20 protein-coding genes and 6 pseudogenes are annotated in these 22598 nt (G+C 61.6%); 14 read left to right on the top strand and 12 right to left on the bottom strand.

Going from position 1 to position 22598, the window contains the following annotated elements; translation table 11 throughout:
* Positions 1-293: 293 nt before the first annotated feature.
* Complete coding sequence (locus AC0V7N_RS38310) at positions 294-680, bottom strand: MFS transporter (RefSeq protein WP_496628144.1); 387 nt, start codon at positions 678-680, stop codon at positions 294-296.
* An 8-nt stretch (positions 681-688) separates the two neighbouring features.
* Between AC0V7N_RS38310 and AC0V7N_RS38305 the strand changes: the two are divergent.
* Positions 689-787: pseudogene (locus AC0V7N_RS38305) on the top strand (MFS transporter); the annotation flags it as partial.
* A gap of 172 nt (positions 788-959) precedes the next feature.
* Positions 960-2300, top strand: coding sequence for an IS1380 family transposase (locus AC0V7N_RS38300; protein ID WP_496628143.1), 1341 nt, complete (start codon positions 960-962; stop codon positions 2298-2300).
* A 455-nt stretch (positions 2301-2755) separates the two neighbouring features.
* Here the strand turns inward: AC0V7N_RS38300 and bioZ are convergent, their stop codons facing one another.
* The 9 genes and pseudogenes from bioZ to AC0V7N_RS38255 form a co-directional block, all read right to left on the bottom strand.
* Positions 2756-3739 (bottom strand): 3-oxopimeloyl-[acyl-carrier-protein] synthase BioZ, encoded by a 984-nt coding sequence (bioZ, locus tag AC0V7N_RS38295; RefSeq protein ID WP_496628142.1) that lies wholly within the window; start codon positions 3737-3739, stop codon positions 2756-2758.
* The gene (locus AC0V7N_RS38290; protein ID WP_496628141.1) at positions 3736-5001 is read right to left on the bottom strand and encodes an adenosylmethionine--8-amino-7-oxononanoate transaminase; all 1266 of its coding nucleotides are present in this window, start codon (positions 4999-5001) and stop codon (positions 3736-3738) included. The genes bioZ and AC0V7N_RS38290 overlap by 4 nt, the downstream gene beginning before the upstream one ends.
* Positions 5001-5636: a dethiobiotin synthase gene (gene bioD / locus AC0V7N_RS38285; protein WP_475461219.1), complete on the bottom strand. Its 636-nt coding sequence runs from the start codon at positions 5634-5636 to the stop codon at positions 5001-5003. Before bioD ends, AC0V7N_RS38290 begins: the two co-directional genes overlap by 1 nt.
* A gap of 10 nt (positions 5637-5646) precedes the next feature.
* Positions 5647-6786: an aminotransferase class I/II-fold pyridoxal phosphate-dependent enzyme gene (locus AC0V7N_RS38280; protein WP_496628140.1), complete on the bottom strand. Its 1140-nt coding sequence runs from the start codon at positions 6784-6786 to the stop codon at positions 5647-5649.
* Positions 6783-7793, bottom strand: coding sequence for a biotin synthase BioB (bioB, locus tag AC0V7N_RS38275; RefSeq protein WP_496628139.1), 1011 nt, complete (start codon positions 7791-7793; stop codon positions 6783-6785). The genes AC0V7N_RS38280 and bioB overlap by 4 nt, the downstream gene beginning before the upstream one ends.
* 189 nt (positions 7794-7982) lie before the next feature.
* On the bottom strand, positions 7983-8864 hold the full coding sequence (gene nadC, locus AC0V7N_RS38270; RefSeq protein ID WP_183455240.1) for a carboxylating nicotinate-nucleotide diphosphorylase: 882 nt from the start codon (positions 8862-8864) through the stop codon (positions 7983-7985).
* Between the two features lies 1 nt (position 8865).
* Positions 8866-10405, bottom strand: a pseudogene (locus AC0V7N_RS38265) (L-aspartate oxidase).
* Positions 10402-11376 (bottom strand): quinolinate synthase NadA, encoded by a 975-nt coding sequence (gene nadA / locus AC0V7N_RS38260; RefSeq protein WP_496628138.1) that lies wholly within the window; start codon positions 11374-11376, stop codon positions 10402-10404. The pseudogene AC0V7N_RS38265 and the gene nadA overlap by 4 nt, the downstream one beginning before the upstream one ends.
* A gap of 63 nt (positions 11377-11439) precedes the next feature.
* A complete protein-coding gene (locus AC0V7N_RS38255) occupies positions 11440-12399 on the bottom strand; it encodes an NUDIX hydrolase (protein WP_258581002.1) in 960 nt (319 codons plus the stop codon).
* A 195-nt stretch (positions 12400-12594) separates the two neighbouring features.
* On the opposite strand from AC0V7N_RS38255, the pseudogene AC0V7N_RS38250 reads away from it, so the two are divergent.
* The 6 genes and pseudogenes from AC0V7N_RS38250 to AC0V7N_RS38225 form a co-directional block, all read left to right on the top strand.
* Positions 12595-13053, top strand: a pseudogene (locus AC0V7N_RS38250) (pantoate--beta-alanine ligase); the annotation flags it as partial.
* 110 nt (positions 13054-13163) lie between these two features.
* Positions 13164-13556: an autoinducer binding domain-containing protein gene (locus tag AC0V7N_RS38245; RefSeq protein WP_319944156.1), complete on the top strand. Its 393-nt coding sequence runs from the start codon at positions 13164-13166 to the stop codon at positions 13554-13556.
* A gap of 163 nt (positions 13557-13719) precedes the next feature.
* On the top strand, positions 13720-13872 hold the full coding sequence (locus AC0V7N_RS38240) for a LuxR C-terminal-related transcriptional regulator (RefSeq protein WP_280515988.1): 153 nt from the start codon (positions 13720-13722) through the stop codon (positions 13870-13872).
* A gap of 347 nt (positions 13873-14219) precedes the next feature.
* Positions 14220-14807, top strand: a complete 588-nt coding sequence (locus AC0V7N_RS38235) for an acyltransferase family protein (RefSeq protein WP_496628137.1) — start codon at positions 14220-14222, stop codon at positions 14805-14807.
* The gene (locus AC0V7N_RS38230; RefSeq protein ID WP_496628136.1) at positions 14807-16228 is read left to right on the top strand and encodes an SGNH hydrolase domain-containing protein; all 1422 of its coding nucleotides are present in this window, start codon (positions 14807-14809) and stop codon (positions 16226-16228) included. The genes AC0V7N_RS38235 and AC0V7N_RS38230 overlap by 1 nt, the downstream gene beginning before the upstream one ends.
* Before the next feature lie 155 nt (positions 16229-16383).
* Complete coding sequence (locus AC0V7N_RS38225; RefSeq protein ID WP_496628445.1) at positions 16384-16566, top strand: transposase; 183 nt, start codon at positions 16384-16386, stop codon at positions 16564-16566.
* A 13-nt stretch (positions 16567-16579) separates the two neighbouring features.
* On the opposite strand, the pseudogene AC0V7N_RS38220 reads toward AC0V7N_RS38225, so the two are convergent.
* Positions 16580-17005, bottom strand: a pseudogene (locus AC0V7N_RS38220) (LysR family transcriptional regulator); the annotation flags it as partial.
* A gap of 324 nt (positions 17006-17329) precedes the next feature.
* Between AC0V7N_RS38220 and AC0V7N_RS38215 the strand changes: the two are divergent.
* From AC0V7N_RS38215 to fabG, 5 genes and pseudogenes are all read left to right on the top strand, one after another.
* Positions 17330-17920, top strand: coding sequence for a NodA family N-acyltransferase (locus tag AC0V7N_RS38215; RefSeq protein WP_258580999.1), 591 nt, complete (start codon positions 17330-17332; stop codon positions 17918-17920).
* Between the two features lie 41 nt (positions 17921-17961).
* Positions 17962-18081 (top strand): annotated as a pseudogene (locus AC0V7N_RS38210) (polysaccharide deacetylase family protein); the annotation flags it as partial.
* Between the two features lie 110 nt (positions 18082-18191).
* Positions 18192-18473 carry an acyl carrier protein gene (locus tag AC0V7N_RS38205; protein ID WP_183455234.1) on the top strand — a complete coding sequence of 94 codons (282 nt, stop codon included), beginning with the start codon at positions 18192-18194 and terminating at the stop codon, positions 18471-18473.
* Positions 18474-19682 (top strand): beta-ketoacyl-[acyl-carrier-protein] synthase family protein, encoded by a 1209-nt coding sequence (locus AC0V7N_RS38200; RefSeq protein WP_183465611.1) that lies wholly within the window; start codon positions 18474-18476, stop codon positions 19680-19682.
* A gap of 277 nt (positions 19683-19959) precedes the next feature.
* On the top strand, positions 19960-20697 hold the full coding sequence (fabG, locus tag AC0V7N_RS38195) for a 3-oxoacyl-[acyl-carrier-protein] reductase (protein WP_475461204.1): 738 nt from the start codon (positions 19960-19962) through the stop codon (positions 20695-20697).
* Between the two features lie 483 nt (positions 20698-21180).
* Here fabG and AC0V7N_RS38190 read toward each other — a convergent pair.
* Positions 21181-21415: pseudogene (locus tag AC0V7N_RS38190) on the bottom strand (IS630 family transposase); the annotation flags it as partial.
* Positions 21416-21933: 518 nt separating this feature from the next.
* Between AC0V7N_RS38190 and nodB the strand changes: the two are divergent.
* Entirely contained in the window at positions 21934-22590 is a 657-nt protein-coding gene (gene nodB / locus AC0V7N_RS38185) for a chitooligosaccharide deacetylase NodB (RefSeq protein WP_258580996.1), read from the top strand.
* The last annotated feature ends 8 nt before the right edge of the window (positions 22591-22598 follow it).

The raw sequence follows: 22598 nt of genomic DNA, 5'->3' as shown, positions 1-22598 counted from the left end.
ACGAAGGCCAAGCGGGAGGCCGAGCGGGGAAAAGGCCCGCAGGTTCGCACTCCAGAGGCAATTGGTCTTCAGCGACACGCACCGAGGTGCGGCTGACAAACCGTCGAGCTCACCCGCATCGCGGCGCGGCCACGACAGCAGCCTTGGCGCCCATCTCGGCCACAGAAGGAGGGCGTCTCTAAGCGCAATATGGTGGGGGTCTGTGGATTGACATTCCACACTGCATCTACGGGACTTTTGGCCATAGGTCAGTCTCAGCAAAGCTGAGAGGGCCATGATAACCCTTTCACGATTCAAATCTGCGTTGAGATTCGATCTGGAGCGAGGGATGGCCCGGCGATATGAACTGAGCACGAGCAATGCCAGCGCCTCGAAATCCTGCACACTTCAGGCGCGGTAAGGCCGGTATGGGAACGGATATTCGCTGACCTGATCGGGATCCTCAGAATTACTAAGTGATGCTCGACAGCACATTGGTTCGTGCCAACCAGCAGGCGGCGACCGGGAAGAAGGCCCATAACCAGCCTTCGATTACCAAGATCCGAATGTCGGTAGACGGCCAGGGGCGTCAGATCACTCACCGCAGCCAAAGCGAAAGCGGCCAGCGGTCCAAAGAATGCCAGGATTACGCCGCCAAAAGCCGGACCAACGCTGCGCACAATATTGTATCCGACAGACATAAGCGGTGATGGCAACCATTTCAGCGTCCGATTTGATGGTTGCGCTCGTGCAGGCCGCATCCACATTGCCAGTATTCTTCCTCTCAGCCCTTGCCCAACTGATGGCAACCGTTTGCACGAGCCACCCGAGGCTGGATATTTGTGTGGCCGTCCAGATCGGGCGAAACACCTAGCCCGGAAAATTCATGGGGGTTGGTGGATGTGGCGCAAGCCGTTGAAATGACTTAGGATTTGGTTGCTTAAGCCGATCCGAACCATTTCCCGGAGACCACACCCACCATGAACGATCTTACGCTGCCGCTGAGCGGTTTGTCATCAGTCGGCGGCAAGTCCGTCGTCGCCCGTTTCGACGGCGGCATGCTGTCGTCCAACAGCGGCGTTCTGGCTTTGGCCGAGGTGGAAAAGCGGCTGCGGGTGGCCGACCGTCTGGCGCGTTGCATCGATGATCCGCGCTGCCCGGACCAGGTGGTCCACAGCCTGGCGGACATGATCGGCTTTCGCATGAAGATGATTGCCGCCGGCTACGAGGACGGCAACGACGCCAACCGGCTGCGCCGCGATCCGGTCTTCAAGATGGCCCAGGATGCGCTGCCGTCGGGTCGGGATCTGGCGTCGCAATCGACGCTGTGCCGGCTGGAGAACCTGCCCGGCGTGCGGGAGCTGGTTGCGATGGGGCGGGCGATGGTCGACCTCTATTGCGCTTCCTTCCGGCAGGTGCCGAAGCGGATCGTGCTCGACATCGACGACACGTTCGACGCTGTGCACGGAGGCCAACAGCTTCGCCTGTTCAATGCCCACCATGACGAATACGGCTTCCAGCCGATCGTAGTGTTCGATGGGGCGGGACGGTTCGTCAGCGCGATCCTGCGACCGGCCAAGCGGCCGAGTGGGGCTGAGATCCGCCCCCACCTGCGCCGCCTGGTGCGGGCGATCCGGAGCAATTGGCCGAACACCCGGATACTGATCCGGGCCGACAGCCACTATTGTAGTCCGCAGGTCATCGACTGGTGCCGCGCCAACGGTGTAGACTTCATCCTCGGCGTGGCGCCCACCACGACGCTGCGCGAGCATGTCGCGCATCTGGAAGCCACCACGCTGGCGCGTTTTGAGGCGTCGGCGAAATCGAACAAGGTCCGCCGCTTCAAGGAGTTCTTTGACGGCGCCGCCAGTTGGAGCCGCGTGGAGCGCATCATCGCGCGCGTCGAGGTCGGCGCCCAAGGTGCTGACACCCGCTTCATCGTCACCAATCTGGCCAGTGGCAAGGCCAAGGCGCTCTACGAGGACCTCTACTGCCGGCGCGGCGCGGCCGAGAACCACATCAAGTCCTGGAAGACGCATCTTGCCGCCGACCGCACATCCTGCACAAGAGCGACGGCCAGCCAGTTCCGGCTGTTCCTGCATGCCGGCGCCTACTGGCTGATGTGGGGCCTGCGCGCTGCGATGCCGAAACGCTCGAGCTTTGCCGTCGCCCAATTCGACACGCTGCGTTTGCGCCTCATCAAGATCGCTGCGCGGGTGGTCGAGATGAAAACCCAGATCCGCCTGCACCTGCCGACATCGTGCCCCGACCAGCGTATTCTGCGCATCGTCCTCGATCGCATCCCCCAACTCGCGACATAACGATGGGGCGCAGGCGCCCCGAAACGAACCCGCCGACCGCAACCTGCAAACCCCGCCTGCCATCACGACGGATCATCGCCGGCGCCCGACGAGGCTTGTCAAAATGCACCCCGAGGGCGGCCAGATCGCCGATGCAGGCCGCCGAAAGCCGATCGCCGTGCATCAAGGCGGCTAGTTTCGAAATGGAGCGAGTGTCGTTGAAAACGGGCATATGGGGATTTTTTTCGCACTGCATGACGTTGCCGGGTTCAGCCACCTCCACGCCGGCAGCCAGCGCCAGGCAGACCTCGCCCAGTCAGGTAGCCTTGCCACTCGTCCTGCTCGAAAAAGGTCGTCGGCACGGTGATTGGCTCTCGCGTCAGGGAACCAGAGCCATGGAGCTTGCAGGCGACTATTTTCGCATTGGGCCATCCTAGCTTCATCCATGACAGTCCTGTGCGTGGCCGAGCGTTCCGCTAAGTTCCAACGATGAGGGCCCCGCCGCTGAGACCCGCACCCGCTGCGGCCAGAAGGATCTTCTCGCCCTGCCGGAACGGCTCCGCTTGGTTGGCCAGCGACAGCGACAGTGGGATCGTCGCGGCGGAAGAGTTGCCGTAGTCGACGATCGTCTTGACGATCGCATGATCTGCTATGCCGAGGTTTCTCCCAACGGCATCGAAAATGCGGGCATTGGCCTGATGCGGCACGAACCGGTCGATGTCCTGCGGCCGCATTCGGGCAGCAGTGAGCGCGTCCTGCGAGCAGGCAGTCATCATCTCGACCGCCTTGGCGAACACTTCACGGCCGTCGGTGATCGTCATTCGAGTCTGCTCGAGGTCGAGGTCGCCGTGGAACGGCTTGTTGCTTCCTCCAGCAGGAATCTGGATCAGGCCGTAGCGCGAGCCATCGGAATCCACCGAGGCACCGAGAATGCCGCGATCGGGGTCCTCGCAGGGGCCAATCACCAGGGCGCCGGCGGCATCGGCAAACAGCACGGCGCTGGAGCGCTCGGCCGGGTTGATGCGGCGGCTGAGGATGTTGGCGGCGATGACAAGGGCCGATTTGCCATGCAGGCGAGTGAACCCGTCGGCCAACATCAGCGCATAGATGAAGCCGGCGCAGGCGCCGGTCAGGTCGACCGCGCCGGCCCGGCCGAGCCCGAGCCCATGTGCGACCAGCGGCGCGCTTGGCGGCAGAAGATGGTCGGGTGTCGAGGTGGCGAGCAACAGAAGACCGATGTCGCTCCGCTCGATGCCGGCATTCGCCAGCGCCATGTCGCCGGCATGCGCGGCAAGGCCCGACAACGTGTCTTCGTCGTTTGCCCAGAAGCGTGACCGTATCCCGGTCCGCCGCTCGATCCACCCGGGTTCGAGCCCGAGACTGTTCTCGATTTCCGGGTTCTCGACCCTGCGCGCCGGCGCATGATGGCCAAACCCAAGAATGCGCGACGATCTGCTCATGGCCTTGAACCGAAGCGTTCGCCCGCCTCCTCAATGGCGTCATAGAGTCGCTCGAGCTCGTCGCCGGTGATGCGATAGGGTGGGAGAAGATAGAGGACATTGCCAAGCGGGCGCACGAGCAGACCGCGCTCGAGGAAAAAAGCGCGCAGTTTTGGCCCGATCTCGGCCAGATAGCCGGCTGAGCCGGTGCGCAGATCGAGTGCCGCGATTGTTCCCGTCGCGCGGCAGTCGGTAAAATATGGGTTGTCGCGAAAGCGTCGAAGCCCGGCGGTCTGCATCGCGCTCAAGGCCGCAATGCGCTCGGCCACCGGCTCGTCCCGCCAGATCTCGACATTGGCAAGTGCTGCCGCGCAGGCAATCGGATTGGCGGTGTAGGAACTCGAATGAAAGAAGGTCTTCTTCCGATCCTCGGAATAATGGGCCTGGAAGATGGCATCGGTGGCGAGCGTGGCCGCCAGCGGGATGGCGCCACCGGTCAGGCCTTTCGAGGTGCACAGGATGTCCGGAGAGATTGACGCCTGCTCGCAGGCGAACATGGTTCCAGTGCGCCCCCAGCCGGTCATCACCTCGTCGGCGATCAGCAGCGTGCCGGAGGCCTCAGTGATTTTCTTCAACTCGGTCAGAACCGAGGCCGGATACATCAGCATGCCGCCGGCGCCAAGCACGAGCGGTTCGACGATCAGCGCGGCGGCGCGCCGGTCGCGGGCAACTGCCTCGAACCGATCCAGCGTTTCCTGCTCGCGCCCGGCGGCCGGGAAGGGGAGGGTGTCGACTTCGAACAGCAAGGGCTCGTAGGCGGCGTTGAACACGCCGCGGGCACCGACGCTCATCGTGCCGATCGTGTCGCCATGATAGCTGTGCTCCATGACGACGATGCGCGAGCGCGGCGCGCCGATGTTGCGGAAATAACCGAGCGCCATCTTCAGCGCGACTTCGACTGAGGTCGAGCCGCTGTCGGAATAGAACACCCAGTCGAGTCCGCCGGGAGCGAGGCCGACAAGCGCCTTGGCCAGGCGTTCGGCCGGCTCGTGCGTGAAGCCCGCAAAGATAATCTGGTCGAGGCTCGACGCGGTTGTCTCGATCGCCTTCATGATGCGGGGGTGGCGGTGCCCGTGGGTGACGACCCACCAGGAGGAAATGGCTTCCAGGATGCGCGTGCCGTCGGCCTTGTGGAGATAGGCGCCTTCGGTTAGCACGATTTCAGGAATCGTCGGCTCAAGCGCGTGCTGGGTGAATGGATGCCACACACGGGACTGCGACATCAGTGATCTCCCGTAATCGAGGCGAAGGCGAAGCCGGCAATCATTGCGTCTCTCAGCGTCTTTTCCGTCAGCGGGTCGAGATACGGCAGCCTGCCAAGCTGCGGCACCCCGCCGAATTCCACAATTGTCCTTTGCGTGTCTGCCACCTCGTCGCCGACAAAAGCGACGCCGATGATTGGGATAGAGCGGGCTCGCAGAGCTTCGATTGAGAGGAGCGTGTGGTTGATGGTGCCGAGCGCGGTGCGGGCGCACAGGATGACCGGCAACTGCCACTGCTCGAATAAATCGATGAATCTTGTGCGCCGGTTGAGCGGCACCATCAGTCCGCCCGCGCCCTCGATGACGAGCGGCGTCGGCAGGACCGGAAATGAAAGATCGGCAGCCTTGATGGCGACGCCGTCGATTTCGGCCGAACGATGCGGCGACAGCGGGCTCTTCAAGCGGTAGGCTTCCGGCAGCACGCGCCCCGGCGGCAGGCCGGCAAGCCGCCCAACCACCTCGCTGTCGGTCTCGCCGTCGAGGCCCGATTGCACCGGCTTCCAGTAGAAGCCGTCGAGCAAACCGGCGAGGCCAGCCGCAAACACGGTCTTGCCAATTCCGGTGTCGGTTCCGGTGATGACGATGCGTTGGGTCATGCCGCTCTGGTCATGTTTGGGCCAACACCTCAACGAGCGCGTCGACCATGGCCGAGATGGCAGCTTCGTCGACGTTGAGCGTCAGCGAAATGCGCAGGCGCGATGTGCCCTCTGGCACGGTCGGCGGGCGGATGCCGCGGATGTCGAAGCCGCGGGCCTGCAGTGCCGCCGCCACCACCATGGTGCGCCCGACATCGCCGATGGCAAAGGGCTGGATCTGCGAGCCGCTCGGCTTCACGCCGCAGCGCTCGACCAATTGACGGCCGGCGAAGGCAACGCGATCCTGCAGCTGAACGCGGCGCATGGGCTCGTCGGACAGCATGGCGAGCGCTTCGCGCACTGCCACCGCCATCAGCGGCGATGGCGCGGTGGCGTAGATGAATGGCCGGCAACGGTTGACGAGATAGTCGCACAACGTTCGTGGAGCGGTAACGAGCGCGCCCGAAGCGCCGAGCGCCTTGCCGCATGTGTGGAGCGCAATGATGTTGTCGCGGCCCTCGAATGCGGCGGCCAGCCCCCGGCCGTCCGGTCCCCAGACGCCGGTGGCATGCGCCTCGTCAACGACGATGAATGCCGCGTGCCGATCGGCAAGCGCGACGAGGCTCTCCATCGGCGCACGGTCGCCATCCATGCTGTAGAGGCTTTCGACCGCGATCCAGACGCGCCCCGTGCCGCCTTCGGCGCGCCAGTGCTTGATCGCATCCTCGACGGCATCGACGTCATTGTGCGCGGCGAGTTTGAACTCGCCGCGTCCTGCCCGCGCGCCCTCATGCATGCTGGCATGGGCGAGCTCGTCGAGGATCAAAAGGTCGCCCCTCTGCGGCAGCGCGGTCAGCAGAGCGAAGTTGGCGATATAGCCGCTGCCGAAGAACAGCGCGCGTTCGGATGCGAAGAACGCCGCCGCGTCCGCCTCCAGTGCCTCATGTTCCGGCGCGTTGCCGCGCAACAGCCGCGACCCGGTTGCGCCAACCGGCGTACCCCGCGCAATGGCAGCCGCAACCGCCTCGCCAAGTCTCCTGGAGGCGGCCAGCCCGAGATAGTCGTTCGACGAGAAGTCGAGCCCGGCGCGTGGCGCAAGTGTGCGCAACCGGTCCCTGCGCGCCAATCCCTGCAAGGTTGCCTCGTAGCGGGCAAGCGGTGCCTCGTTCATTGCGCCTCGACTGCCATCGGCTCGATGCCAAGGCGCCGGAAGAGCAAAAGATCCTTGTCCTCGCCGGGATTTTCCGCCGTCAGCAGCGTGTCCCCAACGAATATGGAATTGGCGCCGGCGAAAAAGCACAGTGCCTGCATTTCGTCGCTCATCGCCGTCCTGCCGGCGGACAGCCTTATAAAGGACTTGGGCATCATGACGCGAGCGAGCGCAATTGTACGCACGAAGTCGAGCGGGTCGAGGGGGCCGGCCTCGGCAAGCGGCGTGCCCTTGATGGGGATCAGAAGGTTGATCGGCACGCTTTCGGGCGGCTCAGGCAGGTTGGCCAGCGTGACCAGCATGTCGATGCGGTCGGCCTTTTCCTCGCCCATCCCGAAAATGCCACCGCAGCAGACCTTTATGCCAGCCTCGCGCACGTGGCCAAGCGTTTGCAGCCGGTCGGCAAAGGTGTGGGTGGAGACAACCTCTGGGTAGTAGCGCTCGGAGGTGTCGATGTTGTGGTTATAGTAGTCGAGGCCGGCCGCCTTTAAGCGTTGCGCCTGGCCAAGTTCGAGCATGCCGAGCGTCATGCAGGTCTCCATGCCGAGTGCCTTTATGCCCTCGACCATGGCGATCAGGGCGTTCATGTCACGCTCCTTCGGGTGGCGCCAGGCCGCGCCCATGCAATAGCGGGTGGCGCCGGCGTCACGCGCCTTGGTCGCCTCAGTGATGACCCGCTCGACCTCCATCAACTTCGTGGCCATCAAGCCGGTGTTGTGATGTGCAGATTGGCTGCAATAACCGCAATCCTCCGGGCATCCGCCGGTCTTGATGCTGAGCAGCCGCGACAGCTGCACCCGGTTGCGATCGAAGTTCTGGCGGTGAACCGTCTGAGCCAGGAAGAGCAGGTCATTGAACGGCATGCCGTGGATCGCCTCCGCCTCCTTGCTGCTCCATCGGGGTAGCGCTACGTCGATGGTGTCCACAACCTGGTTCACATCGGTTTCCGCGTTCATTTCAATCGTCATCTTCAAAAGCCTTTGTTGCTGGTCGGCGAGCGCGTGCAGGGGTCAATCGACCGGCGGGGCTCGCAGCACTATGACCGTCGTCAGCGCAATGCGCCTCGAATCTCACGTTGTTGAACGGTAACAGGCTCGCTTCGAGCACCTTTTCGCTGCGTGCAGGTCCGAGGGGTACTGCTCTTCATTTCGTCTCCATCAGTTCAAGCGGGTGCCGATGTTTCCCAGGGCTGGCATGTCCAGGCCGATATCGAGGATCGGCGCGCTGTGTGTCAGCCAGCCCATGGAAATGAGATCGACACCGGTGGCTGCGATTGCGGGAGCCGTTTTCGGTGTCACCCGACCTGAGGCCTCGGTGATTGTGCGGCCGCCGACCGTTGCCACGGCGCGGGCAAGGTCCTCGACTGACATATTGTCCAGCAGCACCGCGTCGACTCCAACTGTAAGCGCGATATCCAGCTGTTCCAGCGTGTCGACCTCAACCTCGATCTTCACCATGTGGCCTGCGGCGGCGCGCGCCCGCTCTATAGCTGTGCGGATGTCACCGGCGATCGCTATGTGGTTGTCCTTGATAAGCACGCCGTCGTCGAGCCCGAAGCGGTGATTGGCGCCGCCGCCGACGCGCACGGCGTATTTCTCCAGCGCGCGCAGGCCGGGAGTCGTCTTTCGAGTGCATACGATCCTCGCCTTGTGGCCACGCACGGACTCCACCATCGCCGCTGTGGCTGTGGCAATGCCGCTCAGGCGACACAGGAAATTGAGCGCTGTGCGCTCGGCTGCGAGCAGGCCGCGCGCCGGTCCACACAGCTTCGCGATGGTTTCGCCCGCCCCGACATCACTGCCGTCAGGACGCCAAATGTGAATGTCGATCGCGGGCTCCACGAGCAGGAAGGCGTACGCGACCAGATCGAGCCCGGCAACGATGCCCGCCTGTCGCGATTTGAGCACCAAGGTGGCAATGCAATCGTGGGGGATCACTGCATCGCTGGTCAGGTCGCCGCATCTGCCAAGGTCTTCGAGAAGGGCACCGCGCACGATCGGTTCGATCAGTGTCGAGGGGAGGGGCGAGAATGAAACCATATCACGTGCTCCGTATCGGTGCCCGGCAACTGAGTGCGGCGGCGGCCTGCATTGCGCTGTTCAGCGTCAGCCGTGACGTACACGCGTCTGCATCGCGCCGGGGGAAATCGGATCGACAGTGCGCGCCGCGGCTCTCTTCTCGCCGTAGGGCTGCAACGGCCAGCATCAGTGAGACCAAAGCCGGGCCGGACTGGGGCCGTCGTGACCTGCCATCGGCAGCAGGGTCGCCACCGCTTCGCGCATCGTCTGGCCATCGCGGATGATGCCGAGTGCGGCGGAGACGACCGCCCTGATGCCTGAAGCGTCTGGCCGTGGAGGCACCAACGTGGAACATACACGCCGTCGCCGGGTATACGATGCGCCGGCAACGCTTTCAGCAACCCAGCTCGCGGTGACCGCCGCTTCGGTGAGCGAGTTGCTTGCGAGACGATTGGCGCCGTGCAGGCCAGTACAAGCAACCTCGCCGCACGCCCACAATCCCTCGACGGAGCTGCGGCCGCCGGCGTCTACGGCAACGCCGCCCATGTGATAATGTGCCGCTGGGCGCACCGGAATCGGGTCGGTCGCAGGATCTACACCTGCCTCGCGGCACAAACCGGCAATGCCTGGGAAGCGCTTTTCAAAACTAGGGCCGAGACATCGCCGCGCGTCCAGGAACACGCGGCCCCCGGCAGCAAGCTGATGCCAAACGGCGCGCGCCACCACGTCGCGAGGCGCAAGCTCGCCGCCAGGCGTTTCAGCGAGGAAGCGCTCTCCTCGCTCGTCAATGAGCATCGCGCCTTCGCCGCGCACTGCTTCGCTCACCAGCGGCATCGGCCGACGCGGGGTGTCGAGGGCGGTCGGATGGAACTGCACGAATTCCAGGTCGGCGAGCTCTGCCCCGGCCCAGGCAGCGAGTGCCAGCCCGTGTCCCCATGAGCCAGGCGGGTTTGTCGTGTCGCAAAACAGGCCGCCGATGCCGCCGGTTGCCAGCACCGCGCGGCGCGTGGGCAAGCGACCGCACCCGCGTACCCGACCGCGACCACGGCGATGACCGACCCGTCTTCCACGATCAGGCGGCGGACCTCCACGTTTTCGAGAATAGTGATCGAGGCTGTCCGGCGCGCTGCGGCGATGAGTGCGCGGACCAGCTCCCGACCCGTGGCGTCGCCGCCGGCATGCACGATCCGCCGTTGCGAATGTACTGCCTCAAGCCCGAGCCGCAAAGCGCCTTCAGGGTAGCGGTCGAAGGCGACGCCGAACCGGTCCAGGGTCTTGATCGCATTGGTTGCAGCCCGGACCACTCGCCGCACCGTCGCCTCGTCGCAGAGGCCGTCGCCGGCTGCAATTGTGTCGCAAAGATGAAGTTCGGGGTCGTCGTCGCCGCCGAGACTTGCCGCAAGACCACCCTGAGCGAGCTCGCTGCAGACTCCGGTTCCAAGCGGCGCATTGGACAGAAGCACGACCGGTTCCGGCGCTAGATGAAGCGCCGTCATCAGGCCGGCAATGCCGGCGCCGATGACGACCGGCGCTCCGGCGATGTCGAGGACATCAAGGTTCATATTGAAAGCATGCGCTCGACCGCGCGGCGGGCGGGGTCGGCTATCCCGGGATCGATCCGGATCTCGTACCGGTTCTCCTCGAGCGCGGCGCGAATGTTGGCGAGCGTGATGCGCTTCATGTGTGGGCAAAGATTGCAGGGGCGAACGAACTCGACGTCGGGATGCGCGACCGCGACGTTGTCGCTCATCGAACATTCCGTCATCAACACGACCCGTGCCGGTTTCTCCCGCTCGACATAATCCGACATGGCGGCCGTCGACCCCGAGAAATCCGCCTCTCTGACAACGTCGGGCGGACATTCGGGATGGGCGAGCACGACCACGCCCGCGTGTGCAGCGCGCAGCTCGCGGATATCGGCCGGGGTGAAGCGCTCATGCACCTCGCAATGACCCTTCCAGGCGATGATCTCGACCTTCGTCTGGGCGGCGATGTTCTTCGCAAGAAATTCATCGGGCAGCATGATCACACGCGGCACGCCGAGCGATTCCACTACCGCCTTGGCGTTGCCCGAGGTGCAGCAGATGTCGGATTGGGCCTTCACGGCGGCGGACGTATTGACATAGGTGACAACCGGGACCTCCGGATAGCGCTGCCGCATCAGCTGCACATCTTGTGCCGTGATCGAATCCGCCAGTGAGCAACCGGCGCCCAGGTCCGGGATGAGCACGGTCGTGTTCGGATTTAGCAGCTTTGCGGTCTCGGCCATGAAATGCACGCCGGCAACCACGATGATGTCGGCATCCACCGCCATTGCTTTACGGGCCAGTGCGAGGCTGTCGCCGACGACGTCTGCGACGCAATGGAAGATCTCAGGCGTCTGATAATTGTGCGCCAGGATGATGGCGTTGCGCTCCCGCTTCAGCGCGAGGATGGCATCAATGTCGTTTGCAAAGGCCGACCATTCGACTGGCGGGACCACGCGCCGGACGCGCTCGTACAAGGACGCGGCAGTAGGTAACGCCCCAGTCATCAGCGCCTCCGATTATATTCGATCTGATAATAAGGGGATATGTCTACCTTGACTATAAGGTTGTCAAGCCCGCGTCAGCGGCAATTTCGTGCCCGCGACCGCCCTTTCATCGAGGACCCCACGGCGGAAACGATAGAGCTTTGCTGGTCGCCCCCCCGTATCAACGGAAGTCTCGCCAGTTTCCTCGACCAGCTCCTGCTGCTCAACAAGCCTGCGGAAGTTCGGCTTGTTGATGAGCCTGCCAGCTAAGGCTTCCACCGTTCGCTGCAGCTGCAGCAGTGTGAAAGTCGGCTGCATAAGCTCGAAGACGACCGGCCGGTATTTGATTTTGGAGCGCAGCCGCGCAATGCCGGTCGCCATGATGCGGCGATGATCGGCGACCATGGACTCGCTGGGCACCAGGGGAAGCGGGGTCGCGTCCGTTCCGCTTCCGGCCTCCTGAACCAGGCCTGCTTCGTAAAGCAACTCATAGCGTTGAAGCGCGAGTTCCTCGTTCCAATGGCGATCATCGAAGCCGAACGCTATCGCCGACCGCTGACGGCGTTCGCGTCGCGTGGCTGCGTCGCTTGCGCCATCCGCCCACTCGATCAAGCGCGGTCGCACAAAATCCAGCATCACCGGCGGCGTGCCGGAGCGGTGATCCTCCCATGGAAAATATTCGTACCAACTTCGCCAGCCGCACTCGGTCGAGCTCTGTTCCTTGCGGGTCAGTGCGAGATAGCTGATGGAGATGGCGCGCTCGCGCTCGGCGCCGATGCGGTCCCGATCCGCGAACGTGTAGAGTTGCTCGGTGTACCCAAGCGGATGGCCGGTCTGATGCTCGACCCACCCCCTCAGGCCGGATTGCAGCGATCGGTGCTCGAGCGCAAACGGTCCGGAGGGAAGGGTGTTCATCCGGCCGATTGTTAGGACACAGGGTTCACTGTCATTGACGGCGACGACAACGGCGATCAAATCGACTTTGACTTGGCCGGCCTTGATGGCGGCTCTGTCTTTCCTGGTTCCTGTTTTCTTGTGGTCCATGTCCGCGAAGTGGTTGGCCCAGAGCTAGGGGCGCCTTAATCGATTTAGTGTAAGCGTGGAGGTTTGCGCGTCAACACCGCAGATCCGCAAGTCCGCTTTTTTAGCTCTTCGCATTTGCACAAAAATATGCCAAACGCGACACCCGCAGCGGGTAACGCAAGGGAAGGAGGCGCGGGTTGAGCGCAGCTGGCTGTCGATGGTGTGGCGACGGTCGTGGCCAAGCTCTTTCCGCAGACCGGCGCTGACTTCGCGTTTTTTGGCGAGAAGGATTTCCAGCAGTTTCAGACTGTCAGACGCATGGTGAGGGACCTTGATATTGCGCAACGTCCGGCTCTCGCCAGCGGAACGCGTCATCGCCGCAAAGCTGGCATCGGTCCTCTTCGATACGGCCGAGCGGCTTGAGCGCGGCTCTCCCTTCAGCCAACGCTTGATGGAGCGCGTGCAACAATTCTGGCCGCCGGCTATCGCGAGGTCGAATACCTGGAACTTCGCGCGGAAACAGATCTGCGAGCTTTGGCAAGCCATGACCGACCGGCACGGCTGCTTGTCGCGGCTTGGCTGGGCGACACACGGCTCATCGACAATGTGTCAACGTCACCGCCTGGCAATTGGTCAGGTTCGCGGCGTTGTCTTCAAGCAGAGGCAGGAAAGTAATGGGAGCGATGATCGGGACGAGATCCTGCGCGTCGCTTCGATTCGCGATCGTTTAGCCCGAGCCCCGCGCCTGGCATCGAGGAACATCCGCGGAGTTTACGCAAAACCAGATGCATCGGCTATTTGAAAAATTCATCGAGCAACTTTCAGCAAGCGTCGATGCTGCGGATCTCCACGAGGCAATGGCCTCGGCCGCCGCCGGCTTGGAATTTCCGCTCTTCGCTTACTTCACTTACCCGCCAGCCTCCAGCGACACGCCGTTAGTGATCTCGAATTATCCTTCTTCCTGGACCTCCAATTATCTGCGACTGCGCTACCACAGCGTCGATCCGGTGATCCTGCGCGGGCTGCGAGGCTGGGATACTTTCCACTGGGGGCTGGATCGAGATCATCGGTATTTGCCAGCCTCGCAGCAAGAAGTTTTGGAAAACGCAGCTCAGTTTGGCATTCGGTGCGGCTTGACCATGTCCATGCATGATCATCGCGGCCGCTTTGCTGGCTGACCTTCGCTTCAGATGAGGCGCGTCCGCCTGTCTTGCGGTCGCTGGAATGCTACGAAAAAGCCTTGCAGTTGGTAGCGATCAACTTCCACATTCATGTCCGGCGCAGGCTCGCCGGCAATTGCGTGGTGGATGGCGCAAAGACGCGGGAGTTCGAAGCTCTGAAATGGGCGGCGCGGCGTGGGATATCAGCCAGATCCTCGGCCTCTCGAAACGCACCGTGACCTTCCATCTGGAAAACGCCAAGGCAAAGCTTGGCGTGCGAACCATCAATCAGGCTGTAGCAAGGATGGCCGCTTCCGGTCACGCCACAACCTGATCGTCTCGTTCGCCTCTATCTGAACCGAGCATCGTCCGCCCCAGTCTCCTTAATTCCGGCAGTGAAGGCGCCCGGGGGGGGCATGCATCCATCAATTGGATGGGGCCGCATAAACAAAATCGATTTGCTCAATAGCGCGAGGAGACGTTAGTCCGCCGTCGACTGAGTTTTGGTGCCGATTTTTGGAACCGACTACGCAGCATCGCAATGGATCCTCATGCTTCGAAATCACGTCAGGACACCTGGCACAGGATGTTTCTTGGTTCGGCGGGTCAATAGCAGAGAACGCCTTAACCCGAATGCCTTCCCCGAAAATGTCATTGTCCCAGCGAAGGAGGCTGGCGTCGATGACATGGTCATACACGTCCGGAGAGCTTTGCGGGCGACCGGAAGGGGAGTGGCCGCCAAGGGCTGCGGGTACCGACGCCAGCCCAAACTGTGTGCTGCCGACACTCGCCGTGGCCTGTGAACAGAGGACTTTTTTAATGACATACAGGCGTGATATCGATGGCCTTCGGGCCCTTGCGGTGTTGCCGGTCGTACTGTTCCATTTCGGAATCTCGGCAATTCCCGGCGGTTTTACCGGTGTGGACATCTTCTTCGTCATATCTGGCTACCTAATCACCGGAAGCCTTCTGGACGACCTTGAACGCGGCGAGTTTTCGATCGTCAGCTTCTACTGGCGCCGTGCCCGACGCATTCTGCCGGCTCTGATCTTTGTCACGCTCCTCACCTGCATCGCGGCATTGTTCATTCTTCTGCCGTCAGATCTGCATGAATTCAGTCTCAGCGTCATAGCGGCATCGACTTTCTGGTCAAACATCTATTTTTGGAAAACGTCAAATTACTTCTCCATCGATGCCGAGCTCCGACCGCTGTTGCACACGTGGTCGCTTTCGGTCGAGGAGCAGTACTATCTCTTGCCCCAATCCTGATGTTCCTGATCTATCGCTATTTTGCGAAGCGCTGGCTGACAGCACTCCTACCGATCATTGTCGGCAGCTTCGTGCTCGCGGTCATGGCGACATGGCTGGCGCCAAGCGCTGGATTCTACCTGCTGCCGACACGAGTCTGGGAACTCATGCTGGGCGCCGTGCTCATGCTGAAACGGCCCCCGCCGTTGAACAATCGATTTCTTATGGAAATGGTGGGGCTGGCCGGATTTGGCCTTCTCGCCATCGGGTTCTTCGCGATTTCGGAGAGCGATCCGTTCCCGGGCTACAACGCGCTGTATCCGTGCATCGGAACGGCCCTCCTTATCTATGTCGGCCAAAATAGCCCCTCGACGATTGCTAGCCGCATACTCGAAGTCCGGCCACTGGTCTTGATCGGCCTCATCTCCTATTCGCTGTATCTTGTTCACTGGCCGATCAATGCGTTCGCGCACTATCTTTCGTTACAAAATCTCGACCCGTCGATAATCATTGCGATGACGGTTGCAAGCTTCGCATTGGCTGCATTCTCCTGGAAGTATATCGAGCAGCCGTTTCGGCAGAAAAGGTCCTTCACCGCCCCGTTGCCGATCTTCGCCTTTTCAGCGGGTGCGATCGCTCTTGTTTGCGTTGGCGGGGCGGCCGGCGCGCTCGGCAACGGCTTTCCGCAACGGTTCCCGGAGTATGCCCAGCAGCGGATTCCTGCCGGGGACTGGCTCGAGGGGACCTGTTTCAACGAGGGCTCGAGCCGGATCGAAAGCTGGAACATCGAGGACTGCACACGCACTCGCGGCTTCGCTACGACCGTTTTGTTGTGGGGCGACTCCTTCGCCGCCCACTATGTTTCAGGGCTGGAGGCCAACAAAAGGAAAATTCAAGCCAACGTCGTGGAATATACTTACGCAGGCTGTCCACCGATTCTCTCTTACTTCTCGTATGCACGCCCGGATTGCATACGGTTCAATCAGAAGGCCCTGGAGATCATCCGGGACGCAGGCATCAAGACGGTTGTCCTCAGCGGGCGGTGGACCGACTACGAGGCGAGAAGTTTCGACGGTCTCCAGCAAACGATCGATACGCTTCGTGGCCAGGGTGTGCGCGTGTTCGTCATCGGCCAGTCTCCGCAATTCATAACCGACGTTCGGAAAATCGCATTCTTCGCAAAGCGCAGAAATTCGGATGATACATACTGGCCAATGGCCATGGATCCCGACATCAACAATCGTGTGCGCTCATTTACCAAAGGCGCCACTTTCATCGATCCGCTGAAATTCCTCTGTAGCGCAGGACGCTGCCCCTACGCCGACGCAGGCGAGTTTCTCTATTTCGACTACGGTCATTTTTCTTCCGTCGGCGCAATTCTGGCAATTTCGAAATACTGGCCGGTTCTAGCCACAGACAATGCCCTTGCTGTGACGAAATAAGCCCGCGGGCGGTTGGCAAAGCACGAGTGCGAGGCGCATTCGCGCGCGTAGCAAAGCTCACACATGTGTTGGGGCAAGTTTGGAGACACGGTCGTCTATTAGGCTTCGTGGACAAAGCTTGACGCTAGACTCGGTCGCTGATTCAAGGCTGTCTTTTGGAGGCAGCGTTGGGCGCGGGGATTGGGGTATCGGACGAGGAATGGGCACGGATCGGGCCGCTGCTGCCAGCAGAGTGGGGTCGAGGGTGCCGTCCGGCGCAGGATAATCGGCGCTATTTCGAAGGCAGGATGTGGATGGCCCGAACCGGGGCGCAATGGCCTCATCTGCCTGATGCCTGATGAATATGGCAAGTGGAACAGCGTCTTCCGCCGATACCGGCGATGGGTCGCGACGGGGGTGTTCAAGCAAGAACCATTCCTCGATGGAGGGCTTCAGAATACGCCCGAACCTGACCGAGACGTGCCTCATCGACATGTATCTCTCGAACGTAAGCTGCCGGACAGCTGCTTGTGGTAGACAGCCATAATCGAGCACTGGATGTGCAGAGATCGTCGCGAACCGCGGGGGCAAGTGCTGCCGCACGCGGGGTCACAAAACGTTAGCGGCCGCTCGTCGTAAACAGTTCATCGCACGAAAAAATCGCGCAGCGGGGGCGACGGCTGCACTCATGGCCGGCTGACTGAGGTTGATGGGGCGGGCCGCCGCCGAGAGGCTGCGCTCCACCCGCAGCGCGTCGAGCACAACGAGGAGATTTAGGTCAATCCCTTTGAAACGCATGTCTTTAGCTATCCATAGCGTGGATGCCGTTAATCGAAACAAACGATTTTACCGATTCTGGAGAACGTCGCATAGGGAGAATTCAAGGAAGCACTAAAGGAAAATCGTCGATGTTTGCGTTAGCTCCAAGGAGCATTCTCGGCTCTGAGGAGCATCTTCTGGTGTACGCCTTCCGGCATACGCCGAAACATCAATCAACTCGCATGTCGGTTGCGGCTTGGTTCTTCGGTGATCCGCGCAAGGTCCATCGCGTCAGCTCGACGCGACAAGCTCTCCATGCGTAGGCGCTTATCTCAAAAACAGCAATCAAGATGAGGTATTTCCATGGGCTCTGACGTACGGTGGAAGTTGTGCTGGGAAAATGAATTGCAACTGGCCGACCATGTCGAACTCTCCGATTTCTTTCTAAAGACTTATGGACGGCATGGGGCCTTCCTCGCAAAGCCATTCGAAGGCGGCCGTAGCTGGGCCGGTGCAAGGCCGGAATTCCGCGCAATCGGTTACGACGCGCACGGCATAGCGGCTCATATTGGCATACTGCGCCGCTTCATCAAAGTTGGCGAGGTCGATCTACTGGTGGCCGAAATTGGCTTATACGGGGTCCGTCCGGATCTTGAGGGACTCGGAATCAGCTTTTCACTGAGCGTTGTGTACCCATTGCTGCAGCGGATGGGGGTTCCATTTGTGTTCGGCACGGTTCGGCAGGCAATGCGGAACCACGTTGAGAGGTTCTGCCGCGGCGGTCTGGCGAGCATTGTGTCGGGGGTTGAGGTACGGTCCACCCTCGCAAATATACATCCCGACCTGCCGCCCACCCGCGTCGAGGACTTGATCGTCTTCGTTGCGCCAATTGGACGCTCGATGGACGAGTGGCCGTCCGGCACCCTGATCGACCGAAACGGTCCAGAATTGTAGCAGGACTACACATGTGAGTGCCGGGTGATGCGCTGACGCCGACCTTTGAGGACTGGCCCAACCCACATTGCATACCGCAGATCCGTCATGTGCTGGCGCCACATCGGGTGCCGGCGACCTTCTTCGTCATCGGAGCCTACGCCGTAGATCGGCCGGAACTCAGCCCGCCCTTATGAGCATGAGCTTTGTCGGTGGCTATTTTCGCAACGCGGCCCGTAGGAGTTGAGCCGCGTCCACGTCAAACCAGCTGAAATCGAAAGGAACAGACAGAATGGCTGATCAACTCGCAACGGAAATCATTACCATAATCAAGAAACGCGTCGAATCTGAGAACTTTGCGGGAGCGTTTCGACCCATAGTCGGCGAAATAACGACCGAGACGGAAGTGACCGCGCTCGGCATCGATTCGCTGGGACTGGCGGACGTGCTCTGGGACCTCGAGCAAGCCTATGGCATTAAGATCGAAATGAACACATCGGAGGCGTGGTCGGATCTCCAGAATGTTGGCGACATCGTGAAAGCCATCCGCGGCTTGCTTGCTGAGGCAGCTTGAATGGACAGGCGGGTCGTCATCACCGGAATAGGCGGGCTGTGCGGGCTGGGCACTGATGCCCCCTCCATCTGGAAAGAGATGCGCGAAGGTCGCTCAGCAATCGGCCCGATTGTCACTTCAGAGCTTCATGGGTTGACCGGCACGATCGGTGCCGAGATCAAGACGCTCCCTGAGCACGACATCGACCGCAAGCAGCTCGTCACCATGGACCGCTTCAGCCTGCTTGCCGTGCTTGCAGCGCGGGAAGCCATGCGACAGGCCGGACTTTCCTGCGATGAACGAAATGCCTATCGCTTCGGCGCGATAGTGGGCGTCGGCGGCAGCGGCTGGGAAGCGATCGAGGCAAGCTACCGCGCTCTCCTTTTGAACGGCGCGCGCCGTGCTGGCGTCATGGACGTACCCAAGGCGATGCCGAGTGCCGCTGCCGGCCAGGTCAGCATGAGCCTCGGCCTGCGCGGGCCGGTCTTCGGCGTCACCTCCGCCTGCGCCTCTGCCAACCATGCGATTGCCTCAGCCGTAGACCAGATCAGGTGCGGCCGGGCCGACGTGATGCTTGCCGGAGGCAGCGACGCGCCATTCGTATTTTGTGTGGTGAAAGCGTGGGAAGCAATGCGCGTGATTGCGCCAGATACCTGCAGGCCCTTCTCCTCCGACAGGAGGGGCTTGGTGCTGGGCGAGGGTGCGGGGATGGCCGTGCTGGAAAGCTATGAACATGCCACTGCTCGCGGCGCAACGATTATTGCCGAGATCGCCGGCATCGGCCTTTCCGCTGATGCCTTCAACCTCGTCGCGCCGGCTGTCGAGGGGCCGGAGGCGGCGATGCGCGCCTGCCTTGCCGATGCCGGGCTGAATGCCCAGGATGTCGACTACATCAATGCGCACGGCACCGGCACCAAGGCCAATGATCGGATGGAGACGGAGGCGATCAAGCGAGTCTTCGGTGGCCACGCCAACTCGATGTCCATCTCTTCCACCAAGTCCATGCACGCGCATTGCCTCGGCGCCGCGAGCGCGCTTGAAATGATCGCCTGCGTGATGGCAATCCAAGAGGGTGTCGTGCCGCCGACCGCCAATTATCGCGAGCCAGACCCCGATTGCGATCTCGATGTCACGCCCAACGTCGCGCGCGAGCGCAAGGTCCGCGTGGCACTGAGCAACGCCTTCGCCATGGCCGGCATGAACGCAGTTCTGGCATTCAGGCAGGTGTAGGACGACATGCCGGCAAGGTCACCTTCTGTATCCCGATGTTTGCGGAATCCCCGATCGGTCCGTAGCGGCCTCCTTGCTCAGGTGGGCTGAAGGGTTGGAGTGCAAGTACTTGCAGTAGCCCAGTGAAGCAGCAGATTGAGGTGATCACGTCGGTCATCCGGCGCCTGGAATTATCGTGGCCGAGACCTCTGCGCTGCGCGAGTTCGCGGCGAGGAAGCTGCCACGAACCGAGACTTCTGGCGCGGCGATGCTGCAGCATTTGAAAAGAGCATAATAAATGTTGGAACTGACTGGCCGCAAGGCGCTCGTCACCGGCGCATCCGGGGGCATCGGCGAGGCGATCGCCAGGATGCTGCATGCGCAGGGCGCCATCGTCGGCCTGCACGGCACGCGTGTCGAAAAGCTCGAGACGCTGGCCGCCGAGCTTGGCGACCGGGTCAAGCTGTTCCCGGCCAACCTTGCCAACCGCGACGAGGTCAAGGCGCTCGGCCAGAAGGCCGAGGCCGACCTCGAAGGCGTCGACATCCTTGTCAACAACGCCGGCATCACCAAGGACGGGCTGTTCGTGCGCATGTCGGATGCCGACTGGGACACCGTGCTCGAAGTCAACCTGACAGCCGTGTTCAGGCTGACCCGTGAACTCACCCATCCGATGATGCGCCGCCGCCACGGCCGCATCATCAACATCACCTCGGTGGTCGGCGTCACCGGCAATCCCGGCCAGACCAACTACTGCGCCTCCAAGGCCGGCATGATCGGCTTTTCCAAATCTCTGGCGCAGGAGATCGCCACCCGCAACATCACCGTCAACTGCGTCGCCCCGGGCTTCATCGAATCGGCAATGACCGGCAAGCTCAACGACAAGCAGAAAGAGGCGATCATGGCGGCGATCCCGACGCGCCGTATGGGCACCAGCGTTGAAGTCGCGTCCGCCGTCGCCTATCTCGCCTCCAACGAAGCCGCCTACGTCACCGGCCAGACCATCCATGTGAATGGCGGCATGGCTATGATCTGAGCACGGGCTGACCGGAGCTTACCTGTTCCAAAACGCCCTTGCGTCACGGTCCGCGACCTGCGCAACCAGCTATCTGCCACGAAGATCTGGGATTCATCCAGCATCACAGAAGGGGCAGCAATATGCGTGATTGAGCAGATAGCCCAGCAGAGCAGCGTGATCACCCTTGGCCGTCGGCCGCCCCGATGGCCAAGAGCCACAGGTAGTGGCGGCCGAGATTACGCGGGAGATGGCCACCGTGCGGGTTGGCATCACGCGAGAGGTCGCCACTCTAACGAACTTAAGGGGCGAGTGCTTCCGCACGCGGTATTAGAATACGTTCGCGGCTGTTCATGGCAATATTTCATCGTGGAAAGAATCGTGCAGCCGCGCGACGACATGGCCGGTTGGCTTAAAGCATTTTGGTGGAAGCATACCCACGAGCGTTTGCGAGGTAGTTTGCGCATTCGGTGGATGTGGTTGTGAGGATGAGCTGGCCCATCTCAACCCCTCGCGCCTGAGAAACTGCCAAACCGCATTACGGGACACTAAGATACCGCGTGCGGCCAGCTTCTGCCGATGCAGCGTCAGATTCGAGGTCTGCTCGATCCGCTCGATGATGATGAACGCCCGATGCTCCAGAACGCTGCGGCGATGGCCACCCCAGGCCGAGCGCTACCGTAGCTCGATAGCGCTGGACCACACAATGCGACGCGCCAAAGCGCGCCGCAAGCTGGCGGGCTAGTCACGAAAATTGTTCGAAAGGGCTCGTGTCATCCGATGCTTCGGCTTGCCGCGGCAGTGAGGCCGCGCCCGGCGAGCGCGCGTCGTACACCACGAGGAGATTTACATCGAGCCGTTTGAAAACGCATGTCATCAGCTATCCAAAGCGTGGATGCATCTGATCGAAACAAACGATTTTACCGATTTTGCAGAACGTCGCATAGGGAGAATTCAAGGAAGTCCTAAAGGAACGTTGTCGATGTTTGCGTTAGCTCCGAGGAGCACTTTCGGCCCCGAGGAGCATTTTCTGGTGTACGCCTTCCGGCATACGCCCAACATCAATCAAGTCGCATGTCGATTGCGGCTTGGTTCTTCGGTGACCCGTGCAAGGTCCATCGCGTCGACACGACGCGACAACCTCTCCATTCCATCCGGCACGGTTCGGCAGGCGATGCCGAACCATGTTGCGCCAATTCGATGCTCGATGGGCGAGTGGCCGCCCGGCACCCTAATCGATCGGAGCGTTCCGAACCTATGAAAAATGTGGACTACATGTGCGAAGTGCCCAGTGACTGCGCTGACGGCACTCAAGATCGCAGCGTCTATTTGACGTTTGACGACGGGCCCAATCCAGTTTGCACACCGCAGATCCTCGATTTGTTGGCGCAACATCGGGTGCCGGCGACGTTCTTCGTCATCGGCGCCCACGCAGCAGACCAGCCGGAACTCATCCGACGAATGATTGCAGAAGGGCACGAGGTAGCCAATCACACGATGACTCATCCGGACCTGTCCAGATGCGGACCCGGCGAAGTCGAACGTGAAATAGTCGAGGCAAGCAACGCCATCAGGATGGCGTGTCCCCAGGCCACGGTGCGGCGCATGCGCGCGCCGTATGGGGTCTGGACCGAGGACGTGCTCACTACGTCGGCGCGCGCCGGATTGGCATGCGTCCATTGGTCAGTTGACCCGCGAGACTGGGCTCGCCCTGGCGTCGACGCGATTGTCGATGAGGTGCTCACCGGTGTTGGGCCGGGCGCAATTGTGCTCTTGCACGACGGGTGGCCCGAGGAGTTGAAATCGGCCACTTACGCCAGTCTGCGTGACCAGACTGTCACGGCGCTATCCCGTCTGATTCCAGCGCTGCATCACCGCGGTTTTGTAATCCGCCCGCTCCCTCAACATCACTGAACATACGA

This window comes from Mesorhizobium kamtschaticum, assembly GCF_056174585.1.
This window is presented reverse-complemented; position numbering and strand designations above follow the sequence as displayed.